Raw genomic sequence first — 23,752 nt, 5'->3', positions numbered from 1 at the left:
CGCTTTAAATAATTAACCCGTGTTCAGTGGAACAAGCTCATTAGTCATCTGCAATCTGACGCTGCTGACGCAAACGCTCTTTCGCAATGATCTGATCCGGACGAATCAGGAAGCGAGCCAACGCAGGTAGCAACCAAAGTGCACCCACCATGTTCCACAAGAACATAAAGGTTAGCAAGAAGCCCATGTTGCTTTGGAACTTGATCGATGACCATACCCAGGTCACAACACCAATTGCCAAGGTAACACCAGTAAATGCAACCGCTTTACCTGTAGTTTTAAGGGTTTCAAGATAAGCAGCCTGAAGACCCAAACCATCACGAATATAGGTTTCAAGACGGGTATAGATATAAATACCGTAGTCAACACCAATACCTACACCAAGTGCAATCACAGGCAGAGTTTCAACCTTAACACCGATGCCTTTGTAGACCATCAAAGCTTCACACAATACAGACGTAATGCCCAGCGGCGTGATAATACACAGAACAGCACGCACAGAACGGAAAGTAATGAAACACAAGATGGATACTACCGCATATACGAATACCAACATGCGATCCTGAGCGGCTTCAATCACCTGGTTAGTTGCTGCATCAATACCCGCAGAACCGGCAGCAAGCAGGAATTCCAACTCACCATCGATGTTATAATTTTCTGCAAAGTCCTCTGCCGCAGCAGTCACATGCTCTAATGTTTCAGCTTTGTGATCAGACAAGAACAGGATCACAGGTGCCAAACTACAGTCCGCATTCAACAGACCCGCAGGTGCACGTTGAATTGAAGAGTTAAGAATTTGTTGGTTACGAGACAGTGAACGCCATTTCAAGTTACCTTCGTTCATACCCGTGCTAACAATCTTCGAAACAGTTACTAACGAAGCCGTACCTTGAACCCCATTTACGTTTTCCATTTTCCACTGGAAGCGATCAATAGCATCCATGGTTTGATACGCAGAACATTTCTCTGTCGGAGTCTTAACCATGATTACCATTACATCTGCACTGGTAGAGTAATTATCGGTAATAAAGGCATTATCAAGGTTATAACGAGAATCAGGGTGAAGCTCAGGAGCCCCCTTATCCAAGTCCCCGATTTTCAGATCTTGTCCATAGAAGAAACCAAAACCAGCGAGTGCGATACCAATCAGAATTGAAATCGGAGCAACCGTTGGATGAGCAAAATACGAAAGCGCTTTCGCAACTTTAGGCTCAGAGTTCGCACTGCGTTGCAGATAGCTAACGCCTGATTTTGAAATACCAACGTATGACATCAAGATTGGCAACAACACCAAGTTAGTGAAGATAATTACTGCCACACCAATACTTGCGGTAATAGCCAGTTCTTGAATTACATCAATCTGAATCAACAACAAGGTCAGGAAGCCAATACCGTCACTCATTAGAGCCAACATACCAGGCACATACAAATCACGGAACGCAAGACGAGCTGCGCTTAACTTGTCTTTACCTTCTGCTGATTCAATAGCAATCGCATTAATGATCTGCACACCATGAGAAATACCAATGGCAAACACAAGGAAAGGAACCAACACCGAATATGGATCTAATCCGAAGCCCAGCAGATTAAGAATGCCCAACTGCCAGAACACTGCGATAACAGAACAGATAACCGGGATGATCGCACCTTTGAAACAACGTGCGTACAAAACCAAGAGAACAAAGGTAATAGCAATTGCAATAAGAGCAAAAACACCAATGTCTTTAATACCATCCATCAAGTCGCCAATTTTCTTAGCAAACCCAACGATATGGACTTTTACGTTTTGTCCTTCAAACTTAGCGCGAATACGCTCTTCTAACTGATGAGAGAACTCTTGATAGTTTAACTGCTCACCGGTTTCCGGGTTCTTTTCGAACAATGGCGCCTGAATGATTGCTGATTCAAAATTGTTAGCAACCAAGCTACCAACAGTACCAGAACGCAAAATGTTTTGACGAAGCTGCTCTAGGCTTTCTTGAGAGCCGTCGTAGGTTGGTGGGATAACAGGTCCACCCTGGAAGCCTTCTTCAGTTACTTCAACCCAACGAACATTAGGCGTCCAGATCGATTTCATGCCAGAACGATCAACACCAGGGATATAGAACAGTTCGTCAGTGATTTGACGTAACGTTTCCATATACTCTGCGGTAAAAATATTACCGTTCGGATTTTCAACCGAAATACGGATGCTGTTCCCCAGATTCTCCAAGCTATCCCGATTCTCCATCATGTTCATGATGTATGGATGCTTCAAAGGAATCAGTTTTTCCAATCGCGCGTCAGGCTTAATATTTACCGCACTGTAGGTAAGAAAGATCGTTAATCCCAAAAAGATCAACAAGAAAAGTAAACGGTTATTAAAGAATAACTTTTCTAAAAACGGTTCTGTTTCAGGTGACAGAATATAGTTATCTGTATCGTTACGATGCTTTGTCGACATCTAATTTCAACCCTATTTCTTAGTTATTATTCAGCGTTTGGCAACGCAAGATACAGGCCGTCTTGGCCAACTAGCACAATGCCGCCATCATTCGATTCTGTAATTCCAACCAATGAACTTCGATCCTCTCGAACCGTTGCGGTGAAATTACGACCAGAATCATAACTTTTCAAAACAACACCATTATTGCCCACCAACATGATGGTTCCATCCTTGAAGGCACTGCCTGAATTCAACGTTTGCTCCGTATTTACTTCAATTTGCTCCCAGGTGTCACCCAGGTCTGAAGATCGGAACACATGGCCTCTCAAACCATAAACCAAAAGGCCATTAAGTTGTCGGGTTGATACTGCTCCAAAGAAAGAACCATCGTATGGAGAGTCCAAAGTTTCCCAGCTATCACCATTATCAGTAGAACGCATGATTAGCCCTGCTTCACCGACGACAACAAGAGCGCCTGGCTGGGTCTGTTCAATTGAGTTCAAGTGAAAACGATCCGGGTTATCTAATTTGTCGGCTACGTTATGCCAAGTAGTACCACCGTCTGTGGTTTGGAACATCTGGCCATAAGCACCTACTACAAGGCCGTAGTTCTCATCCTTAAACCAAACATCAAGGAAAGGTTTGGTTGAACCACCTTCGACATCGAATTGAGCATCTTCAAGCGCGAATTGAGCTTCTTCTAAAGCCAACTCAAGTTCTTCAAGTTTACTGTCTGATGCTTCTTCAATTTGTGCTTCCAGCTCTTCAACAAACTTCTGTCGCTGAACCAGTGTTTGTTCATTTGCTTTAAAGCCATCAAACTGACGTATCCATGACTGCCCACCATTGGTGGTTTTTAGAACAACACCGTCATGGCCTACCGCCCAGCCAATAGAATCATTTACAAAATGCGCAGAAATGATATTCACAATGACAGGAACGTCTGCTTGAACCCAGCTTTTTCCATTATCGTCAGAATAAAGGATGTGCCCTCTTTCCCCTGCGGCGACCAAACGACCTCCTGACAGTTTATCGACATCCAAGAGCAAAGACTCTGCTGCTTTGGGTGATTTGACTGCGGGTGTATCCAGTACGTCGGAAAAGGATAAGGCTTGCTGACTAAGGCTGAAACCCGACGCTGCCACCAGAGGTAGGAGCAAGGATTTCAAAGCCCGGGTTTTTACAGTTTTGACCATATATGGACTCATACGACAGTTTTCACTAATACAATTACAACAAGAGTAGCTTAACTCGCTACTCTTGCATCTAAATGACTTACATTAGACCAAAATCCTAACGTGTACCTCGTCTCCTTAAAGAAGAAGGCTTGAAGTAACGTGAATTAGGTATCGGCTGACTGAAGTCAATGGTTGAGGATTCTTCCGAATCCAAATTCTGCACTGCATATCGACGAGCTTGCAAATCATGGAACACATCCAAAGTGGTCCAGGTTACAGGCATTTCGTAGTAGTTCTTCAAATACGCCATCGATACGCGCCAAAGCTCGCCACGACCATCGTATTGATCAGCAGAAGCTACACTCCAGCTATCTTCATCGATGTACAATCTACGTTTAGTATAGATATGACGTTGGCCTTTCTTCAAAGTCCCTTCAATCACATGAACACGATGTTTTTCATAACGCGTGTATTTTGGATTGATATGACCTGCCCACAACAAATCTGAGTATTTAGTATCAGGATTACCAATCATGTAATTGTTGTAAGGAATCAGTTTTTCTTCCGTTCCGATATATTTCCAGTCAAAACGATCCGGCGAACCGTTGATCATGTCAGTATCATCAGCCGTTCTTAGACCATCCATCGCTGCAATTGGAGTATCGTAAGCCAAAGTCGGTGCACGACGTACACGGCGTTGCCCTGCGTTATAGCCCCATGCTTTACGAGGTTTCTTCACCTGATCTACTGTTTCATGAACCAATACCGCACCACCAGCTAGGCGAGGAGGCGCTTTCACGAAAGACAAGTAGTAGAACAAGATGTTATCCAGATCTTTTACAGAACCTTCTGGGTTGTAATAGTTAAAATATGCCTCTTGCTGAGAGGTCACCATATTATATTCACCATTACGCTGTACCGCTGTCTCAGAAGCACGACGAACGATGTAGACACCACGCCATCTCATTACGTGGTTCCAATACATTTCCAAACCATCTTTCGTGGTTTGAGCTGCTAAAGGAAACGGGATACCACCATAGGCTTTTTTAACCCCATTACCTTTGTTCGCCAGCACAGCCGTCGTGGCATTGCTGATGTTGTTTTCATAAACCCACTCAGGCGCTGCATGAGTTCTTCGCGTCTTATAGACAGGTACTCTGAATGTTTCAGGGTACGCTGCAAACATGGCTTTTTGGCCATCAGTAAGCAGGTCAGAATATTTATTCATATTCTGCGAGGTTACCGTAAATAGAACTTCATCTTCCGGGAATGGATTAGCGTGATGATCTCCAGGCCCTTTATATTCTGGCGGAGGCGTTGTTAAGCCACCTGCCCACTCAGGAATACTGCCATCAGCATTCCCGGCTCTAACAGCCCCAAAGGGCGTCAAATCTGTTTTTAATCTTTCAGCGTCTGAAGATGACACCTTAGCGTTAGCCATAGGTGCAATCAAAGCTATACCCGTAAGGGCAATTAATGTTTTACGTAGCGTCGACATACAATCTTTACCTGACCATTTTATTAGATTTCTTTTGGCAGAAACTTACCGATCTCAGAGCCCTCCTGGCTTAGAGAATCAACAATACAAAAAACTCTCAACAATATCGAGCTCACCTGCACGAAAATAAAGGATTGAACAAAGCAAGTTAACCCTTTGTTACAAAGGGCAACAAAAATCACCCGACCCTTTTAAAATCAGTACTTATGTAAACTCGCTTCTGAGAACCATTCGCTAGACTATCCAAGGCTTTTACTTACGACTTCATATAAGTCTTTTGAAAGCACTTTTGTCGCTAACAAATCAAGCTGAGCCTTCATCTTTTGTCCTCGTGAAAGGTCATAGCTCTTCCACTTTGTCAGAGGCCCCACAAGACGCGCAGCGATTTGCGGATTCATCTGATCAATCTTAGCCACCTGCTCTGCTAAGAACTCATATCCTTTGCCATCTGCTGCGTGAAAACTCTTCACGTTCGTCATAGCAAAAGCTCCGATCACCGCTCTGATCTTATTTGGATTCTGATATTCAAAAAGTTCGTGATCAAGCAATGTCTTCACTCGTGAAAGTGTATTTTCATCGGAACGACTCACCTGTACACGGAACCATTGTTCAAGAACCTGAACATCGTCAGCCCACTGTGATAAGAAAACAGAAATGACCTTATTAGCTGCAGCTTCATCACCGTACTGAACAATATACTTAAAGGCGGACAGTTGATCCGTCATGTTAGAAGCCTGCTCAAATTGGGCTAATGCAATGCCTTGATATTGTTCTAAATTTGCCAATAAGAGGTATTCCAACAGGGTATTTTTTAGTTTTCTTACACCTACCTGCTCTGGCTCAAACGCATAATCCGAATACGACTCTAAAGAACCAAACATTTGCTCAAAGTCAGCAAACAATTCTGTAGCAATCCAGAGCCTTAGTGCTTCACGAGCCGCTTCTACTGATAAAATATCAATATTTGGAACTAACTGGAGAAACTCGGATTCTGCCGGCAAACTCAAAAGCTCTGCCTTAACAGCATTTTCAACCGCATCATCTTGCAGTAACTGACGAAGAGACTGTTTCAGCGCCTTCAATAATGCCTCATCAAACTCAGCATCCACTTTTTGAAGAATGAGCTTTTTATAAATAATCTGGCACTGCTCCCAACGGTTGTATCCGTTAGGATCATTCCCTATAAGCAAAATACGCTCTTGATCTGTTAAATCATCTTCCAGAAGAACAGGTGCAGAAAAATCTCGCAATAGCGACACTGCGGGTAACTCAGCTATACCATTGATAACCAGCGTTTGCTCAGCCTCTTCAACCAACCACACAGCTTGCGCCGCATTAAATCGCTTATCCTCAGACTCTATCGCCAAGGCATTACCATTTTGAGCAACCAGACCTAAAGCCACAGGAATCACAAACGGCTCTTTTTTCGAACCATCGGCGGTTTCAGGAGTATGCTGGGCAGCCGTTAACGTAAGCGTTTGAGAAGCCGCATCAAACGCTCGTCGTACGGATAAACGCGGCGTTCCAGCCTGGCTATACCAACGTTTGAATTGAGTTAAGTCTTTACCACTGACTTGTTCCATAGCCCAAACGAAGTCATCCGTGGTAGCTGCCTGGCCATCAAACGTATCGAAGTAGAGATCGGAACCTTTTCTGAAAAGATCTGCGCCCAGGATGGTTCTTAACATACCAACCACCTCAGAGCCTTTCTCATAAATGGTCACGGTATAGAAATTAGAGATTTCCATATAGGAAGCAGGTCTCACAGCATGAGCCATAGGTCCGGCATCTTCAGGGAATTGGTGCTGTCTCAAAAAGCTCACATCTTCAAGTCGCTTAACAGCACGACTGCCCATATCAGAGGAGAACTCCGCATCACGGAAAACGGTAAAACCTTCTTTCAGGCTCAACTGGAACCAATCACGACAGGTAACTCGGTTGCCCGACCAGTTATGGAAGTACTCATGACCAACAATACCTTCAATGCGAGCAAAGGCGTCATCCGTAGCCGTTTCTGGCGTCGCCAAGACACACGAAGAGTTAAAGATATTTAGACCTTTATTCTCCATAGCGCCCATATTGAAGTGATCAACGGCAACGATCATGAACAAATCCAGATCGTATTCCCGACCATAAACCTCTTCATCCCATGTCATAGAACGCTTCAATGAAGCCAAAGCATGATCACATTTATGCTCATTCCCCTGCTCTACAAAGATCTGGAGAGTGACATTACGACCAGATTGGGTGGTAAACCGATCTTCCTGACAGATTAAATCCCCGGCAACCAGAGCAAATAAGTACGAAGGTTTAGGGAACGGATCATGCCATTCAGCAATGACCTTCCCGTTTTCCTCTGTCCGGGTAACGAGATTGCCATTGGATAACGCGGTTGGGTATTTATCCAGATCCGCCGTTATTTTGGTTGTAAATACAGACAAGACATCAGGGCGATCCTGGAAGAACGTTATTCTTCTAAAGCCTTCTGCTTCACACTGAGTACAGTACATTCCGCCAGAGATATAGAGACCTTCCAAGGCAGTATTACGATCAGGGTAGATCCGAGTCGTACATTCAAAGACAAACTGATCTTTATCAATCTCTAAGCTCAAAGAGGTCGCTGTTTGTTGATACTCGCTCTCACCCAACGGTTGGCCATCAACTCTAACTTCCAATAACTCAAGCTCATTTCCATCCAGCAAAAACAGGTTCGAAGGCACACCACATTTAGGGTTCCTCTCAACCAATAACCGGGAACGTACAATCGTATGCTCTGGAAGAAGTTCGAAGTCCAAAAAGGTTTCTTTGGTCGTAAACGCAGGGGGTAAATAGTCTTTGAGAAATATAGCTTTGGCTGGTGCTTGTGACATGAAGTGTCTCCGGGTGACTTATCCGGTTACGAGCAGCCGGCATAAAGTCACATCCTTTTTATTATTTATCGTGGTAAAGATCCAGATCGTGGTCTCGGCAAGATCAAATCGCATGACTGCCGTAAACTTAAGCCACAACCTCAATATCAATTTCATAACCTGTAAAACGGCGTAGATTAATCACGCCAGTATCAAAGATTAAGTATTGCCCTTTAATTCCTTTAAGAACACCACTGACTTCAGCCTCCTTATCAAAATTAAAGGAACTGACTTTATCAGGGTATTCAGAGACAGGGTAAGCAATATCAATAGATTCAGAGTGCAAAAGAGGTTGAATCGCATTTAGCCCATAACGATTGGTAATTTCTTCTAATTCGGACTGACACTCTGCCAACAAGCGATCACGCTCTGCTGCCAGATTTAACCGTTCAGGAGCCCCTTTCAGCATCGTGCGCCAATTGGTTTTATCTGTAACATGCTGCTTGATAACCACTTCAACCAAACCGGACAGGTGACGATTCATCGTACGAATGATAGGAATCGCCTGAGATGCGCCCTGGTCAATCCAGCGCGTAGGCACTTGAGTCCCACGCGTAATCCCCACCTTAATACCGGATGAGTTCGCCAAATAGACATAATGCGACTGATTGCAGTACTGCTCACCCCATCCTGGTTCACGACAGGTATTATTATCGAAGTGACACTTTTCCGGCGACATAATGCATGAATCGCACGCGGCCTTAGTTGTGAAGCACTTGTAACAATAGCCTTGGCTGAAGCTCTTATTGGTATCCGCACCACAGCCAATGCATTTGATGTGGTGCTTATAAGTTAGCTTCAGTGAATGACCAATCAAATCATTCACTCTAAGATCACCCAGACGGTACTCTGCAGGCTCTTCAAGACGCACTCGCATTTTATTAAGATGACCAGAAAAAACGACACCCGGTGACATTTTCTGAGTCGAAGAAGCCGACTCGGTAGAAAGCCCAGATGATGGCTCACTTGGGCTATCAAACAAATCACTTTGCATATATAGACTCTAGAGGGGAGAACCCCGGACACTGAAATTAGTGGAGATTTTGAACGGCAATCTGACGCTTCAATTGCTCTTCTTGTTCCGCCTTCTTACGTTTGTGCTCAGGCATCGACTCACGACTGATATAGCCAACACGCTCTGAATCTGGCAAATCATTAGTCTCTTCGTAATGAAAAATCGCTTCTAGACAGAGATTCACCTGCTCTTTGGTCAGCTTCACTCCGTTTGGCCAGCGCCCCAATTCCACAGCGGTTTTTAAGTTGCTATAAATTTCAGGATTAATTGAGCGAATAAGATCGTCTAAGGTCATTAGCCAAACTCCAGCAATGAATAAGATGCGTTATTGTATTAGCACTGGCTAAAATTTGCCATTCCTAAGCCATGTTAAGACACTTCCGTCTGATCTTTACGATGAAAAATCAAACGAGCCAGAACAGAAATGCCAACACCTGAAATCAAACCTACCGTATGAGCAGCATTTGCAATACCACCCAGCCCAATGAACTTGGTAAATTGGGTAAAACCAAGAGCCAACCAAACCAGCATAAATCCAACAAGGAACGTAGGAATCTCGTACTTAGGATGAGTACTAAGCTTATCCGTCACCACCATATACCCCAGGAAGGCATAAATCACACCTGACATCCCGCCAAAATAGACTGAGCCGGCGAAGTATTGTCCTAGATTTGAAATCACGGCTGAAGCCAAAAGCACAATAAACAGTCGCATCTTACCTTCAACTTGCTCGATCCTTCGACCAAACTCCCACACCCATAACATATTAAATACAAGATGAAGCCCACCAAAATGAATCAAAGCGGGGGTAAATAAGCGCCAGAATTCACCCGTACTAAACACCACATCCAAAGAGCCAGGAAGGAATCTATTCCCTATCACTTGAATAGGCACTATTGAGAACCAGGCCACCATCTCTACATTAGCCCCAGCCCGGGTCAAAAGTGCTACAAGTACACAAGTAATAATAAAAAACCAGGTAACCTTGGCATATGACAGCGAAGCTACCAAAGGTGAACGACCATTAGATTCGGAGACTTTGTTCGTTTCGGGGGAATTGAGAATTTCAACGGCCAGCGGAAGATCCTCTTCACGAACTAGCCATATTTCTGACAAAGGCGCTTGCTCTGTTCCTGTAGAAACCACCTGATGAGGAATTTTCGCCTTCCAAAGACGCTCACTGATTTTTGCAACCAGTTCAGCAGATTCCGTTTCACCCAGTTTATGCAAGCAAACCTCCTTAGTATGAACGTCTAAAAAAGGAGTAAGAAAAGAGAATAAGCATCGTTAATACTGTCGAAAGTCTACGCCCTGCTAAACCTTACTAAGATCTTCCAAGCCTGAACTTTCAGGTTTAGGGAACTCTTCTGGTGTGACATCAATATAAACAAACTTATCATTGGATAGGATTTTCTCGCCATCAAATCGGTACGCAACCAGCTTGCCATATTTCACGGCCGAATAATCCAGACACGCTAAGTTTGGCTTAATACACTCCGGCCTACCCATTCTCCAGTAATGCCCGAAAAATAATGGAGGGCGCTCTTCACCGTAACTTAGTAATTTGGATCGATCACCAGGTGTTAAGTCCCGTACAGCAATTTCTGGTGGCAACGGATCAGGCTGGAATACGATATCTTGGTACACTTCCGGCGATTCGGACCAGAACTTGGTGCGGAAAAACTGTCTTACATAACCATCCTTGCCTTCAATGCTCATTCCATTCGGCAATTTCAGGTTCGTACCACGTAAAAGACGATCCATGACATCAAACTCAAATGAATCAAGGTCAGACGAACGGACCAAGAAATCAAGATCAATCTTGTTGGTGTTCCTGCGACGCTTAAATTCATCGATTAACGCCTCATCCCAACAAGCATGAACCACTCTAAAACCAGGCAGTTCAAGAAACAAAGGAATCGTCAGGAACCATTCAACCAAATACTTCCACTCGTCCTGATAATCAGAAAACTGATCCAGAGTCTCTCGCATGATTCGAGTATGTCGTTGGTTGTGCTCTCGCAAATACTCATGTGTCCCACCCTCTGGAGAAGGCGTCATGTAGGCAATCGCGTTGTATTCATGATTCCCCATAGTAATCAGGGCGTTCCCCGCTTTCACCATGTCATGAACCAACCAGACCGCCTGTCGAATATGCGGCCCCCGATCCACGATATCACCAACAAATACGGCAATGCGATCAGGGTGCGAATAAACACCATTTACTTTTTGGTAACCGAGTTTCTCTAGTAAACGTTCTAAGGCCTCGGAACATCCGTGGATATCCCCTATGACATCATAGCCCTGAACTGTTTCCAGGTTAGCCATCGGATCGCCTGAAGTCATACTACACGCCTCTTTGGTCCTGCCAACCTAGTTTGTCTCGACACGTCTGATAGAAGTTGTGATCCAACGGATGAATCAACTTCAGCTTATGCGGCTTTTTGTGAATATAAATCACATCACCCGGTGCCAACGTAAAGGATTCTTGACCATCGCAACTAATGTGCGGATACGTTTTATTATTCTCGGAAACAATCAATTTAATTTCAGAGTTGCCATCCACCACAATCGGACGACTACTTAACGTGTGAGGGAACATGGGAACAAGCACTACCGCATCCAATTTAGGATGCATAATCGGACCACCGCCAGAAAGAGAATAAGCCGTTGAACCGGTAGGCGTTGAAACAATTAAACCATCGGATTTTTGGCAATATACGAATTGACCTTCAATATATAGGTCAAACTCAATCATGGTGGTCGCTTTACCAGGGTGAAGCACAACATCATTCAAGCTGGATAAAGTAGCCACCGGCTGTCCGCCACGTCTTACCTGAGCATCCAGCAAGAAACGTGTTTCGGTAATAAAACGACCATCCAATACTTCCTGAACCTTATCTTCCATTCCCTCATCAGGAGAAATATCCGTCAGGAACCCCAATTTGCCACGGTTAATACCTAATACCGGCACGCCATATTTAGCCAATTTACGGGCAGCACCTAACAAACTGCCATCACCGCCAACAACAATCACGAGATCACACATCTCACCCAAAAGCTGAGATCGCCCAACCTGACGATTATGACCAGGAATAACCTCCGCAATGCGATCCTCAAGAATCACATTCATGGCATTATCATCAAGAAACTTCATCAAGCGACGAATACTTTCAACAACTTTTGCGCTACCTATACGGCCGATAATGCCGATATTTCTAAACTGATCCATGACTGTTAAGCTAACTTCTTCAAATTGAACGGTAATTTTCTATACCTTGGCATGCTACTCTTTTCAGCCAGGGACAACAACCGAAATAGTAACCCGGCCCAGGTTATGACTCGATGACAAAACACGTGGAAAGCCATGAAATCAGCACTGAACATCTTTAATTTTTCACATCAATATGTAGCTGACCTGGCTTGGATCATCGATAGCCTACCTCTTCTGAAAAACACATCATTAACACCTGATCTGCTGCCACCCAGCTTTACTCGAAAACAACCAACAGACAAGCTGAGAGATAACTGGCTTGAACAATTAAACCAACTGAATCAACACCCAAGCAGTCTTATTCACTACATTGAAGAACGCCCAACGACACGCGTAGGTTTCTATTACGAAGCCTTGGTCAGCTACTTGTTACACGCGTTTCCGGACGTCACGCTTTTGGAAGAACACCTTCAATTACAAGACAAGGGACGAACCTTGGGTGAAATCGATTTCCTGTATTTAGATGAGATAAGCCAGAAGACTATTCATCTCGAAACGGCAGTAAAATTTTACCTTGGCAGTTCAGCCTGGATCGATCAAAGCAATTCGACCAAACATTGGCTCGGACCAATGATCAAGGATCGACTTGATCTCAAAACGCGACATTTAATATCGCACCAAAGCCAAATGTGCTTCACCGACGCATTCAAAAATCACTCTAATGAACTTGGCACACCAACACCGTCCCTAAGACAAGTGCTACTTCAGGGCTATCTATTTCTGCATCCAAAAGATCCAGCCCCCTTGCCCTACTCTAAAGAGAATAATGAATTCAATAAATCGCCTGAACCACTATGGTTTAAGCAAGATGAAATGACCAAATACCTATCTGAGAATGACCGCTTCCTGATTCTGAAAAAACCCTACTGGCTAGGGCCTTTCCACAATAAAGAACACAACGCCTTACTTGAAAGAAATGCATTAGAAGAACAAATCAAAAGTTTAATCCAGCAATGGAATCGCCCTATTCTCGTCTCTATTTTGAATACAGAAGACACCACAAACGGATCAACTACTCTCTATAAGGAAAGTAATCGCTGTTTTATCGTACCTAACAATTGGGCAGGCATGTCGCCACCGGATTCTTCGTCCAAATAGCCTAACCAGCCATGTAACCCACCGGTATGAATGCATAATACCTTCTGACTTTCTAAGCAATCCTGTTGACACCAACGCTGAACAAAAGCCATTAATTTGAGCGTATATACCGGATCTAACAAAACTCCCGTATCTTCAAGAAACTCTGCGCCGAAATGCATAAGTTCCTGAGAAAGCCGACCATAACCAGGCAATGACGCATCGGCATGAAGCTGAAAACCTCTGGAAGATCTCCCCTCTGATTGCCCCTCTTCCAAAAATTGCTCCACTTCTTTGGTTAACCAACCCGTGCCAGCTGCAACCGAACGCATGCCAAATGAAGAAAAACCATGCACCATAGGCGCATTGTCATACCCTGAGATCCCACGCACCACACCGGCCAAAGTCGCTCCTGTACCGCACGCCAACATGACATGATCAAATTCAGTCGCCTGATTCATCACCAGTTCGCCAATAGCCTCTGCACCAGACACCCCCGCCTGATTGCTTCCGCCCTCCGGTATTAAACAAAACTCTCCGACTTGAGATCGATAATACGTCAATCGATCCTGTTCATACTTGCGACGGTAGGCTTCTCTGTCGACAAAAATTAACGTTGTCCCCAAGCCTTTAACGGCCTTGAGCATGGGATTTGAATCTGCCGACAGCTCTTCACCTCGAATAACTGCAACCGACGACAATCCCGCTTCCGCACACGCACTTGAAAAAGAGAAAATATGATTCGAATAAGCGCCGCCGAAGCTCAATAACTGCTGATGACCCGCACTTTGAGCGTCAATTATATTCTTTGCCAGCTTAAACCACTTATTACCGGACACGCTTGCATCCGTTAGATCCAAACGCAACATATACAACGCCACCTTGGATTCATTTAACCAGCGGGGAGTCACTTTCTGAACAGGTAAACGAGACAGTAGATCAGTCACGTTAAGTGGATAGGAAGGAATCATAACAACGCAATAAAGATCACTAGAAGAAACAAACAGGCAAAAAAAAGCCTCTGATCACCAGATTGTAACCAGAGGCTGTAACACAGAAAACTGTTTTATGAATTGATCACGAAATCATGCCCAGCTAAATTACGCGCTCTTGGACGCCATAGGCACAACTGTCGGAATATCAGTTCCTTCCATATCACGCATTTTCTTATTCATTGCATTGCAGATGCGTTTTAGTTGCACTAGTTGTTGGGTCAGAAGGTAATTCTCCGCCTTGGTTTGAATTAACTCCATTTGCTCTGCATTTCCATCTCCAGTAGAGAGGTCAGCCAAGTTTCCCACAGCACGCAGATCATCCAGATGTTCTTTAATCACCTCTGCGTCCTCAACATCCAACATACGGGCAATCAAAGACACCGCATTATTAAGCTGTTCTTCACGTTTGAGGTAACGCACTTTCAGTTGCTCAAATTTCTGAGAAAACATGCGTTTATGTTCGTTGTACTGAATCTGGTCATGACGACGAGCACGCTCCAACGCATCAACCTTGTCCTTACATTCGTTGGTCAAAGCTTCAATACGGAAACGCTGACTCTTAATGATTTCAGCTAACTTATCACGACGGTTTTTAGATTCCTCAGACTCCACAACCTGTGACTGAGCCAATGCCACATCAATGCAACCCATCGATGAACTCTGGCTTACTGCCAATTGCTGATTAATGTTCAGCTCATTTTGCTGAATCGCCTGCTTTAGGATTTGGAAATGATTCATACCAGGTTGAATCGAAGGGTCCCACAATTCCTCACGCATTTCAGGCTGAGGGCAACGAGTACGACAAACCAATTGGATAGGGCCAGCACCCAAATCAGGACCTTGACCCGCCATCCCCATCAAACGACGTAGCGGCAGGCTCCACGAGCGATCAGCATAACCATGCTCATCAAAATCAATATAGAAAAAGATGATGCCAGTAATGGCCAGATCAGGCGTTACATTGGCATAACATCCTTTCACTCGTTCATCCGCATAGTCTGGAATGCACGTCACGTGATCCAGAACACCTTCGAACTCGGAGTAAAGCATTTGTTCAACTACTTCCGCACCCTTAAAAAGAAGGATTGCTTCAACAGTAGGTGTTGTATCGTTAGCGGAATTCATGGCATGACCTCAATCATCATTTAAGCTATTGATGCTAAGTTTAGTGCTTTCTGTGAAATGAACTGTGACACGGTTAGCAGGGAAAACTAAGCTCACGCTTATACACCATTCGTTACAAAGCTGTATACTTTGTAACCAATGGCATTTAGGTCAGAGTCCAGATGAATTCCATAAATAAATCATTATAAACAATAACCTACCGTCAAATTTCAGCAGCTAGGCGAGAGCCCTGATTGATTGCTCGTTTAGCATCCAATTCTGCGGCAACATCCGCCCCACCGATTAAATGAACAATTTTACCCGCAGCTTCTAATGAATCTTGCAATTCGCGAAGCGGCTCCTGTCCGGCACACAAGATAATGTGATCCACATTTAAGATCCGATCCTCTCCGTTCACCGTTAAATGCAGGCCCTGATCATCTATCTTCTGATAGTCAGCACCATTGATCATATGAACGCCTTTCTTTTTCAGACCAGTACGGTGAACCCAACCAGAAGTCTTACCAAGATTTTGCCCAACTTTGCTCGACTTCCTTTGAATCAAATACACTTCTCTTTCGGACGGCGATACTTGAGCTGGCACCACGCCACCACGATGACCAACCGTTAAATCAACACCCCACTCCTTCATGAACAAATCAATGTCCAGACTTGGCTTTTCATCCCCATGGGTCAAAAACTCAGCCGTATCAAAACCAATACCACCAGCGCCAATAATGGCAACCCTCTTACCAATTTGCTTGCGTCCCAGAATGGTATCCAGATAGCTAACCACCTTAGGATGATCAATCCCTTCAATGGCCGGCACTCTTGGGCTAATTCCTGTCGCCAATACCACTTGATCAAAACCACCGGCCACTAAGTCATCAGCACTGACTCGTTGACCTAACCTCAGGTTGACCCCTTCTTTTTCGATCATCACTTTGAAATAACGAAGGGTTTCGTAAAACTCTTCCTTACCTGGGATTCGTTTTGCTACGTTAAACTGACCGCCTATCTCACTTTGATCATCAAACAAAGTGACCTCATGCCCCCGAGACGCTGCTACCGTCGAGAAGGACAGACCTGCCGGCCCCGCCCCCACAACCGCAATTTTTTTCTTAGCTTGCGTCGGTTTATAAACCAGTTCCGTTTCATGACAGGCTCTTGGATTCACAAGGCACGAGGTTAATTTCATGCTAAAGGTATGATCGAGACAGGCCTGATTACAGCCAATACAGGTATTAATTTCTTCCGCACGCCCTTCGGCCGCTTTTAAAACAAACTCGGCATCCGCCAAGAACGGACGTGCCATAGAAACCAAATCAGCATGACCTTCTGCCAGGACAGACTCGGCAACACTCGGGTCATTAATACGATTGGTGGTTACCAAAGGAATGGTAACTTCCCCTTTCAAATGCTTAGTCACCCGGGTAAATGCCGCGCGCGGTACCTTGGTAACAATGGTTGGTATTCTTGCTTCATGCCAACCAATCCCTGTATTGATGATGGTTGCTCCCGCCTTCTCAATCTCTTTCGCCAGCGCGACTACCTCTTTCCAATCACTGCCTTTTTCAATCAGATCAAGCATCGATAAGCGATAAATAATAATAAAATCATTGCCGACCTTTTCCCGAACACGCTTTACAATTTCGATAGGCAAGCGAATTCGATTTTCAAAACTTCCGCCCCAGCGGTCCTGACGTTGATTGGTATGTTCAACAATGAATTGATTGATGAAGTAACCCTCTGATCCCATGATCTCCACACCATCGTATCCGGCGTACTGTGCCAACCCAGCACAATTCACAAAGGCTTCAATTTGCTGTTCAACTTCATCGTCCGTTAATTCGTGAGGCTTAAAAGGATTGATCGGTGCCTGAATGGCGGAAGGCGCTATCAATTTAGGGTTATAAGCGTAGCGCCCGGCATGAAGAATCTGCATACAGATCTTCCCACCTTCCTGATGAACCCGTTCGGTGACCACCTTATGATGGTCAGCCTCTTCCACCGTATCCATCTTTGCACCGCCCTGATATACAGCGCCTTCAGCGTTGGGCCCTATACCACCAGTAACGATTAACCCAACACCTCCCCGTGCCCTTTCTGCATAGAATTCTGCCATACGCTGGAAACCATTTTTTGCCTCTTCCAATCCGGTGTGCATCGACCCCATCAACACCCGATTCTTAAGGGTGGTAAATCCAAGGTCCAATGGTTCAAGCATATGAGGGTAATTCGAACTCTGATTCATGAGGGCGCTCTCCAAGCAAATCGATAATCAACAACAAACCATCAAACAGAAATGTCAGAAATATTTTTTGTATGTTTGAATTTAGACCCTGTTTGCAGGAGCTTCAACGAAGATCACTCACGAAAAACGCACCAAGATAATGCACCCATCAAGCAATCACGCGCAATAACGAGCAGATTAAATCAGCCAAAAGTGAGCAACACCAAATACAAGATGAGACTAAACGCTCGATAGAACGATTAAAAAACACCGTAGAATAGGACAGAGTGCAGAAAAATACACAGAAGAAATTAAAAGAGGAGGTAAACCAAGGAAGTCGTTTATCTAGCCGCGTCCCCAGCAGAAAAGCTGGAGCGGCATACTAAAGATAAAAGCTTATAAAACAACTAATTAAATCAAAAAATTAAATAACTCAGACTACATTTCAACGCCATCGTCGTCTAAATAGTCATCGTCATACTCATCGAAATAGATATCTAAAAGATCGTCATTCATTTCCATTTTATTCTCCTTACATAAAGGCTTTGGACACGACATGCTTTGAATACAAGATAGTAAATACAAGTTACATGCCAAAACCTAACGATAGAGAGATTATTACGAAAAGGTTTCAGAATTATTACAGCAATTGAGAATTTTAAAGAATCTGAAGAAAATCAGAAAAGATTACATTTCGATAAAGAGGGGGGGAAAGAAAATGGCGGAACAGACGGGACTCGAACCCGCGACCCCCGGCGTGACAGGCCGGTATTCTAACCAACTGAACTACTGCTCCGCATTTAATATATTTGGTTTTCATCTGCCCAATCCTGTCAAAGATTGGTGGGTGGTACAGGGCTCGAACCTGTGACCCTCGCCTTGTAAGGGCGATGCTCTCCCAACTGAGCTAACCACCCAGATGATGGCGGAACAGACGGGACTCGAACCCGCGACCCCCGGCGTGACAGGCCGGTATTCTAACCAACTGAACTACTGCTCCAAACCAAATATTTAAGCTGTCCAAATATAATTTGGTGGGTGGTACAGGGCTCGAACCTGTGACCCTCGCCTTGTAAGGGCGATGCTCTCCCAACTGAGCTAACCACCCAGCTTAAATCTCCTTTTAAGATCAGCAACTTATTGTGATAAATCGCTGTTCCCTCAAGAAGTGGTCAGCATTATACAGAGCGATCTTTGACGGTCAACAGCTTTTTTCAAAAAAATTTCATTATTAAGACAAGGCTGCTTTTAATCGTTTATTTAACGATCAACTTGGACATTTGTTAACCGTTTCTCATTAATCATGAGCAATAATTGAGCAGTTGCCTCCGCATCACTTAGTGCCCGATGGTGATTTATCAGGCGAATATCATAAATTTCACACAGGTTTGCCAACCCATAAGAGTCATGCCCAGGATAAAAACGTCTCATTTCTTTCACCGTACACAGCTTTGGCATTGAAAAATGTTCATCCAGACGAGCAAACTCGGCTTTTATAAAGCCATAATCAAAGTTAACGTTATGGGCGACAAATATGCTGCCCGCTAAAAATGCAGTTAGGTCACCAGCAATCTCAGCAAAGGTGGGAGAATCTTTCACCATATCATCAGAGATACCCGTAAGGTTTGTTATAAAGCCAGGTATATGTCGCTGAGGATTCACCAGCGTCTGCCACCGATCCACAATCTCCCCGGCAATAACCTTCACAATGCCAATTTCGGTAATCCGATGGGTTTCTTTCGTCCCACCGGTGGTTTCGATATCCACCACACAGTAAGCTTGATCTGGATCTGTGATCCAATTAACCCGACAAACACCGGCATCAAAGCCCGCCTCTTTTAACTTATTAAGTGTCACTAATTGATTTTGTCTTAACGAATCCCCTGGCGCCTTCACTTCTTCAAATCGAATGCCCTGCTCATCAATAACCGTCAAATCAGGGAAGCCATCACTCAACGCTTGATAGTTCTGCGCCATCACTTCTAAAAAGCACCGTAGTGCATCCAAATCGATTGGCTTTAGGATATGGAGCATTTCCTTCAACAACGTCGGCTTCCAGCGAAACAACCCATTCGGTTTTCCAAAATGCTCCGTGGCACACTGGGTCAGGAAATGCAGATAGCGGCTTTTATCTGCCAGCAATGACAGCTTCTGTTGAATCGCGATTTCATGAAGTGAATAAAAACGACCGTCTTTTAAACATGCAGGCGTCCAATCGAACTCATTACAAATACTCAGCTCACTTTCAAACAACTCCGACCAGAAAGTTAAGCCAAATAAGGCACGCCAATAATCATTTTCAGTATGAATCGCCTCAATACCCATAGATCGATAGTAATTGCATACCCCCTGCTCCACGTTATGACGAAACATTTCATCAATATTCACCTGCTTCGCTGACCGGAGCACATCGGTGAGCTTACTGGTGCGTTTTTGATTAAATTTCCGCGCTAAGAAATCTTCAGCAAACAGCAATAAGTGCTCGGATCCTGCCCGCTCAATAATCGTCATCAACCGCTGCTGGACTTGCTCCCTCTCACCAAAGCTATAGAGCAGCCTTAAACAGCGCTCTTCCGCCTCAGGGAGAGAACATAACTGATACAAAGACAATGCACGCTGTTCATCTAAACGTTCCACCTGTCGAGCCAGCTTTAACAGATATCGACTGTATTGAACTGTAGCCGTCTCCCCCACAGGTTCAGGCAATGCAGCCACCTCGTTAGCAAGAGCTTCCCAATCCAATAACTGAGGCTTTTTTAGTGCATGAAGCTTTTGTGCATATATAAAGCTGGTAGCCGCTTCTTCTTTTGAATTAAAGCGAGCTTGAACACTGACTTGCTGGCCTTGTGTTTTTCGGACGCCGAGATCCCGCAAGGAGAATTGATTGAGTCGACTGTCGACGTTCCCAAAAAACAGATACAAAAGATAGTGGAAATCAGATTCACAGGCTTTGATCCAGTAGCCTTTAAAAGCTTCGTTTGAATTCATTTGTTCAAAGGTAATTGATTGAACCAGCACTTCGATAATGGCCTGTTTCTTAAACGAAGATTTATAGACTATCTGGTGTTGATCTAAATAAGCGCACAACTGATCTTTCGTAAAATAAGTTAAGCAACCGGGCCAGTCCTGCTCAGACAAACTCCGAATCAGCCCCTTTGCGTTTAGGTGACTTAGCGAAGATTCCAAATCATAGATTTCTGCATACCTTAGGGTCTTTTGATCAATGACGGAAACGTTCCGATTCAATAACCGAACTAACAAACACTGGCTCGCTTCATCCAGTTCACGAAAGGCATTAAGAAAGGTTTGGTGAGATTGCTCCAACAGATGCCCAGATACAGACGATATGTAATCGATGAATTCATAAAAATGATCGAGGTAATATTTTTCAGGCAGCTCTTGTTTCATGAGGATAAAGCATCTTGTTCTATACTTGAGTGAATAAATAGCACTGAGAAGTTGTACTGGTGTATCAACTAGGCACGCGTTAACTAATGCACGTATTAACTAAGCACGTATTAACTAGGCCCCAGCATACCATTAGAGCAGCAGTCCTGTACGCTGTTCATAGATGACCGATAACATCGCTGAAGAATATATTGGTAACTCAAAGATGAAAGAAGCAAAGTTCTATATCGGTCAAATCGTCCATCATAAACGCTTTGATTATCGAGGCGTAATCTTTGGAGTCGACTCTTGTTTTTCTCACTCGGAAGAGTGGTATGACATGGTAGCGATGTCTCGACCGCCAAAGGATAAGCCCTGGTATCGAGTATTAGTGGATAATGCGGAGCATACTACTTATGTGGCAGAGCAAAACCTGGAAGACAGCGATGATCTGAAATCGATAGATCATCCTTTAGTGAATGCGTTGTTTGAAGGTTTTGATGGGGAGCGTTACAGACCAAGACAAAAGGTAAACTAGAAACAAAAGTAAACTAGGAAGCGAAGCCTGAGCTTCACTTCCTGCGTCAACTTACATTGAAGATTAACCTTTCCAGGTTTTACGAGCTTCTAACGCCAGATCCCGAACACGCTGAATGTCTTCATCGGTGTAAACACCGTTAACGCCCGAGATAGCGGCCAGTTTCATGCCGTGCTTCAGACCCATCTTATAGATCTCTTTCACCTTCTCCCATTCGGTATTTCGACCGATGGTGAAGACCTCAAAGCGACCTTCCAGAGCGAGTACAATGGTTTCCGCCATACAAGCAAAGACCACGTTATCAGGCAATTTGATGCTTCGCATATCGAGCTTACCTGGCACTTCAATTTCACCAGACTCAATCACCAACACATCAGGGCGTTTAGCCACTTCAGACGGCGGAAGGTCCAGCGGACGAGCCACATCGGTAATCACACAACCCGGCTTCACCTTGGTGATATCGAGGATCTTCTTACCAGCACCAGAGGTAGACGTCACAACCACATCCATTTGCCCCAAGTGTTCATCAGGATCGGTAGTACAAGTGATCTTAGCGTCTGGCGTATCTTCCAACATCGACTGCTTGAGTTTTTCAAGCGTCTTCATGTTTCGACCAGCAATGTAGACTTCATCAAACGCCATTGCTAACAGACGCGCAGACACAGAACCAATGGAACCAGTTGCACCAATGACCATCGATTTAGCCGGTATTTTTCCGCCATTGGTTGGAGTGTCCACCAACTTCAATCGCTTCATCGCATCAGCCGCAGCCCACAAAGCACCAGAAGCACTGTAACTATTACCTGTGGTAATCGGAATATCGGAACGACGTGCAACCGTGATACCTGCATCCCCTACCACTTTGGTGAAGGCACCCAAGCCCATAATCTGAGCTCCGAGCTTTTCAGCCATTTTGGCAGCGGCCAGCAAACGCTTATAAGTAAACTCGGCACTGTGAGACAGCATTTCTTTCGGAGTACCACCCACGGTAATTAACCAACCTTCCGCTTCAGCACCACACGGTGACTTAATGCCCTTTACTTCTGAATAGACCAACGGTGGCGCATGAGCAAAGGCTTTCTCAACCGCATTCATCAACGGTGTATGAGCAAAGCGTTTTGGAATCGGAGTAACGTTTCGGATGTACTCCTGAGACAGTGGATGAATAACAAAAGCGAAACGGCGAATGTTTCGGAATTCCCCCGTTGGGTGCAACATACGAGGTTTGATTTCCAGTTCTTTGACAATGTCTTCCAGATCCGCCGTAGACAGTTCATCCGCATCAATATCACTGGCACCGATGACCATCGCTTCGAGAACGTTGATTCCCAATACTTGCTCAAACAGATCTGGCGTTACATCGATGGCCAGATTGACTTGAGCCGCTTTGAAGAACGCCATGTCATCGTCTGTCACAGCCGAAGTGATTAACGTTTTGTCCTTCAGGCTTTCCAGGTCACCGTACTTACGAATTTCAGCCGTCGTACCAACCACCACATGCGAGTCTTTCATCGCGCCACGAATTAAGCGTTTTTTAACGGTTGGCAAGGATGGTACATTGGTTTTTTCGGTATCAAACGGCGTAAATTGATTGATGCTATAACGCCCACGAGCGTACAGTTCCAACGCCGTAATCGACTTCAGGAACTTCGGTATACCGGCATGAATAATCGGATCGGCAAACTTAATGTTTGGCGTGTATTCTGCCATCAAAGTCGCCATGTCATAGTTTGCCATGCCGGACAAGAACAACACTTTGTTGTTATTGAAATAGTTCACCAATTCTTTTTGAGCGTATCGAATGGCGGAGCATTGCAATAATCGGCGCAAACGTGCGCCTGTTGTTACAGGAACACGAGTTACCACTTGGGTTAACTTGCGGGTTGCCTGATTTTCGAAACGAAACTCACCGACGTTGTAATCATCAGCCACCATACCAACGGCAATAACATCGCACTTGGCTTGAAGACGTTGCAGTTGCTCCCACGCCTCAGCTTCATCACCATTGGTACCTATTCGCTGAATGGTAAACTCGTCATCTAAAAATTTTGTGGTGAATTCATAGTCTTGATCGGATGATCCAAGACTGACGTTGATTATTTTTTTCATAGATTGATCC

General features: G+C 44.5%; 16 protein-coding genes and 4 tRNA genes. 2 read left to right on the top strand and 18 right to left on the bottom strand.

Going from position 1 to position 23,752, the window contains the following annotated elements:
- Positions 1-40: 40 nt before the first annotated feature.
- The 9 genes from QQL66_RS14210 to QQL66_RS14170 all read right to left on the bottom strand — a co-directional run bounded on the left by QQL66_RS14210 (position 41) and on the right by QQL66_RS14170 (position 12,257).
- Complete coding sequence (locus QQL66_RS14210; protein WP_284382283.1) at positions 41-2,443, bottom strand: efflux RND transporter permease subunit; 2,403 nt, start codon at positions 2,441-2,443, stop codon at positions 41-43.
- Positions 2,444-2,469: 26 nt separating this feature from the next.
- Positions 2,470-3,621: a WD40/YVTN/BNR-like repeat-containing protein gene (locus QQL66_RS14205; RefSeq protein ID WP_284382281.1), complete on the bottom strand. Its 1,152-nt coding sequence runs from the start codon at positions 3,619-3,621 to the stop codon at positions 2,470-2,472.
- A 97-nt stretch (positions 3,622-3,718) separates the two neighbouring features.
- Positions 3,719-5,101 (bottom strand): DUF1329 domain-containing protein, encoded by a 1,383-nt coding sequence (locus tag QQL66_RS14200; RefSeq protein WP_284382279.1) that lies wholly within the window; start codon positions 5,099-5,101, stop codon positions 3,719-3,721.
- 239 nt (positions 5,102-5,340) lie between these two features.
- On the bottom strand, positions 5,341-7,971 hold the full coding sequence (gene pepN, locus QQL66_RS14195) for an aminopeptidase N (protein WP_284382277.1): 2,631 nt from the start codon (positions 7,969-7,971) through the stop codon (positions 5,341-5,343).
- 127 nt (positions 7,972-8,098) lie between these two features.
- A complete protein-coding gene (locus tag QQL66_RS14190) occupies positions 8,099-9,004 on the bottom strand; it encodes a DUF2797 domain-containing protein (protein WP_284382276.1) in 906 nt (301 codons plus the stop codon).
- Between the two features lie 37 nt (positions 9,005-9,041).
- Positions 9,042-9,320 carry a YeaC family protein gene (locus QQL66_RS14185; RefSeq protein ID WP_284382275.1) on the bottom strand — a complete coding sequence of 93 codons (279 nt, stop codon included), beginning with the start codon at positions 9,318-9,320 and terminating at the stop codon, positions 9,042-9,044.
- Positions 9,321-9,394: 74 nt separating this feature from the next.
- Positions 9,395-10,255: a rhomboid family intramembrane serine protease gene (locus QQL66_RS14180; protein ID WP_284382273.1), complete on the bottom strand. Its 861-nt coding sequence runs from the start codon at positions 10,253-10,255 to the stop codon at positions 9,395-9,397.
- Positions 10,256-10,339: 84 nt separating this feature from the next.
- Positions 10,340-11,371 carry a metallophosphoesterase gene (locus QQL66_RS14175; protein WP_284382272.1) on the bottom strand — a complete coding sequence of 344 codons (1,032 nt, stop codon included), beginning with the start codon at positions 11,369-11,371 and terminating at the stop codon, positions 10,340-10,342.
- A 1-nt stretch (position 11,372) separates the two neighbouring features.
- Positions 11,373-12,257 (bottom strand): NAD(+) kinase, encoded by an 885-nt coding sequence (locus QQL66_RS14170; protein ID WP_284382271.1) that lies wholly within the window; start codon positions 12,255-12,257, stop codon positions 11,373-11,375.
- 135 nt (positions 12,258-12,392) lie between these two features.
- On the opposite strand from QQL66_RS14170, the gene QQL66_RS14165 reads away from it, so the two are divergent.
- Positions 12,393-13,397 (top strand): DUF1853 family protein, encoded by a 1,005-nt coding sequence (locus tag QQL66_RS14165; RefSeq protein WP_284382270.1) that lies wholly within the window; start codon positions 12,393-12,395, stop codon positions 13,395-13,397.
- Here QQL66_RS14165 and QQL66_RS14160 read toward each other — a convergent pair.
- From QQL66_RS14160 to QQL66_RS14125, 8 genes are all read right to left on the bottom strand, one after another.
- On the bottom strand, positions 13,319-14,347 hold the full coding sequence (locus QQL66_RS14160) for a 1-aminocyclopropane-1-carboxylate deaminase/D-cysteine desulfhydrase (protein WP_284382269.1): 1,029 nt from the start codon (positions 14,345-14,347) through the stop codon (positions 13,319-13,321). The two genes, QQL66_RS14165 and QQL66_RS14160, sit on opposite strands and share 79 nt — an antisense overlap.
- 129 nt (positions 14,348-14,476) lie before the next feature.
- Positions 14,477-15,496 (bottom strand): hypothetical protein, encoded by a 1,020-nt coding sequence (locus QQL66_RS14155; protein WP_284382268.1) that lies wholly within the window; start codon positions 15,494-15,496, stop codon positions 14,477-14,479.
- Positions 15,497-15,698: 202 nt separating this feature from the next.
- Positions 15,699-17,729, bottom strand: a complete 2,031-nt coding sequence (locus tag QQL66_RS14150; protein WP_284382267.1) for an oxidoreductase — start codon at positions 17,727-17,729, stop codon at positions 15,699-15,701.
- A gap of 698 nt (positions 17,730-18,427) precedes the next feature.
- A tRNA-Asp gene (locus QQL66_RS14145) sits at positions 18,428-18,504 on the bottom strand.
- Between the two features lie 45 nt (positions 18,505-18,549).
- Positions 18,550-18,625 (bottom strand) — tRNA-Val (locus tag QQL66_RS14140).
- A gap of 6 nt (positions 18,626-18,631) precedes the next feature.
- Positions 18,632-18,708: transfer RNA gene (locus QQL66_RS14135), tRNA-Asp, on the bottom strand.
- A gap of 32 nt (positions 18,709-18,740) precedes the next feature.
- A tRNA-Val gene (locus tag QQL66_RS14130) sits at positions 18,741-18,816 on the bottom strand.
- A gap of 152 nt (positions 18,817-18,968) precedes the next feature.
- Positions 18,969-21,116, bottom strand: coding sequence for an exonuclease domain-containing protein (locus QQL66_RS14125; RefSeq protein ID WP_284382266.1), 2,148 nt, complete (start codon positions 21,114-21,116; stop codon positions 18,969-18,971).
- Positions 21,117-21,279: 163 nt separating this feature from the next.
- Between QQL66_RS14125 and hspQ the strand changes: the two genes are divergently transcribed.
- Positions 21,280-21,633 carry a heat shock protein HspQ gene (gene hspQ, locus QQL66_RS14120; RefSeq protein WP_284382265.1) on the top strand — a complete coding sequence of 118 codons (354 nt, stop codon included), beginning with the start codon at positions 21,280-21,282 and terminating at the stop codon, positions 21,631-21,633.
- A gap of 63 nt (positions 21,634-21,696) precedes the next feature.
- On the opposite strand, the gene QQL66_RS14115 is transcribed toward hspQ, so the two are convergent.
- Positions 21,697-23,742, bottom strand: a complete 2,046-nt coding sequence (locus QQL66_RS14115; protein ID WP_284382263.1) for a DUF8754 domain-containing protein — start codon at positions 23,740-23,742, stop codon at positions 21,697-21,699.
- Between the last annotated feature and the right edge of the window lie 10 nt (positions 23,743-23,752).

This window comes from Litoribrevibacter albus (assembly GCF_030159995.1).
Classification (GTDB): Bacteria; Pseudomonadota; Gammaproteobacteria; order Pseudomonadales; family Litoribrevibacteraceae; genus Litoribrevibacter; species Litoribrevibacter albus.
The sequence above is the reverse complement of the archived record's forward strand: the minus strand, read 5'-3'. Positions and strand labels throughout refer to the sequence as shown.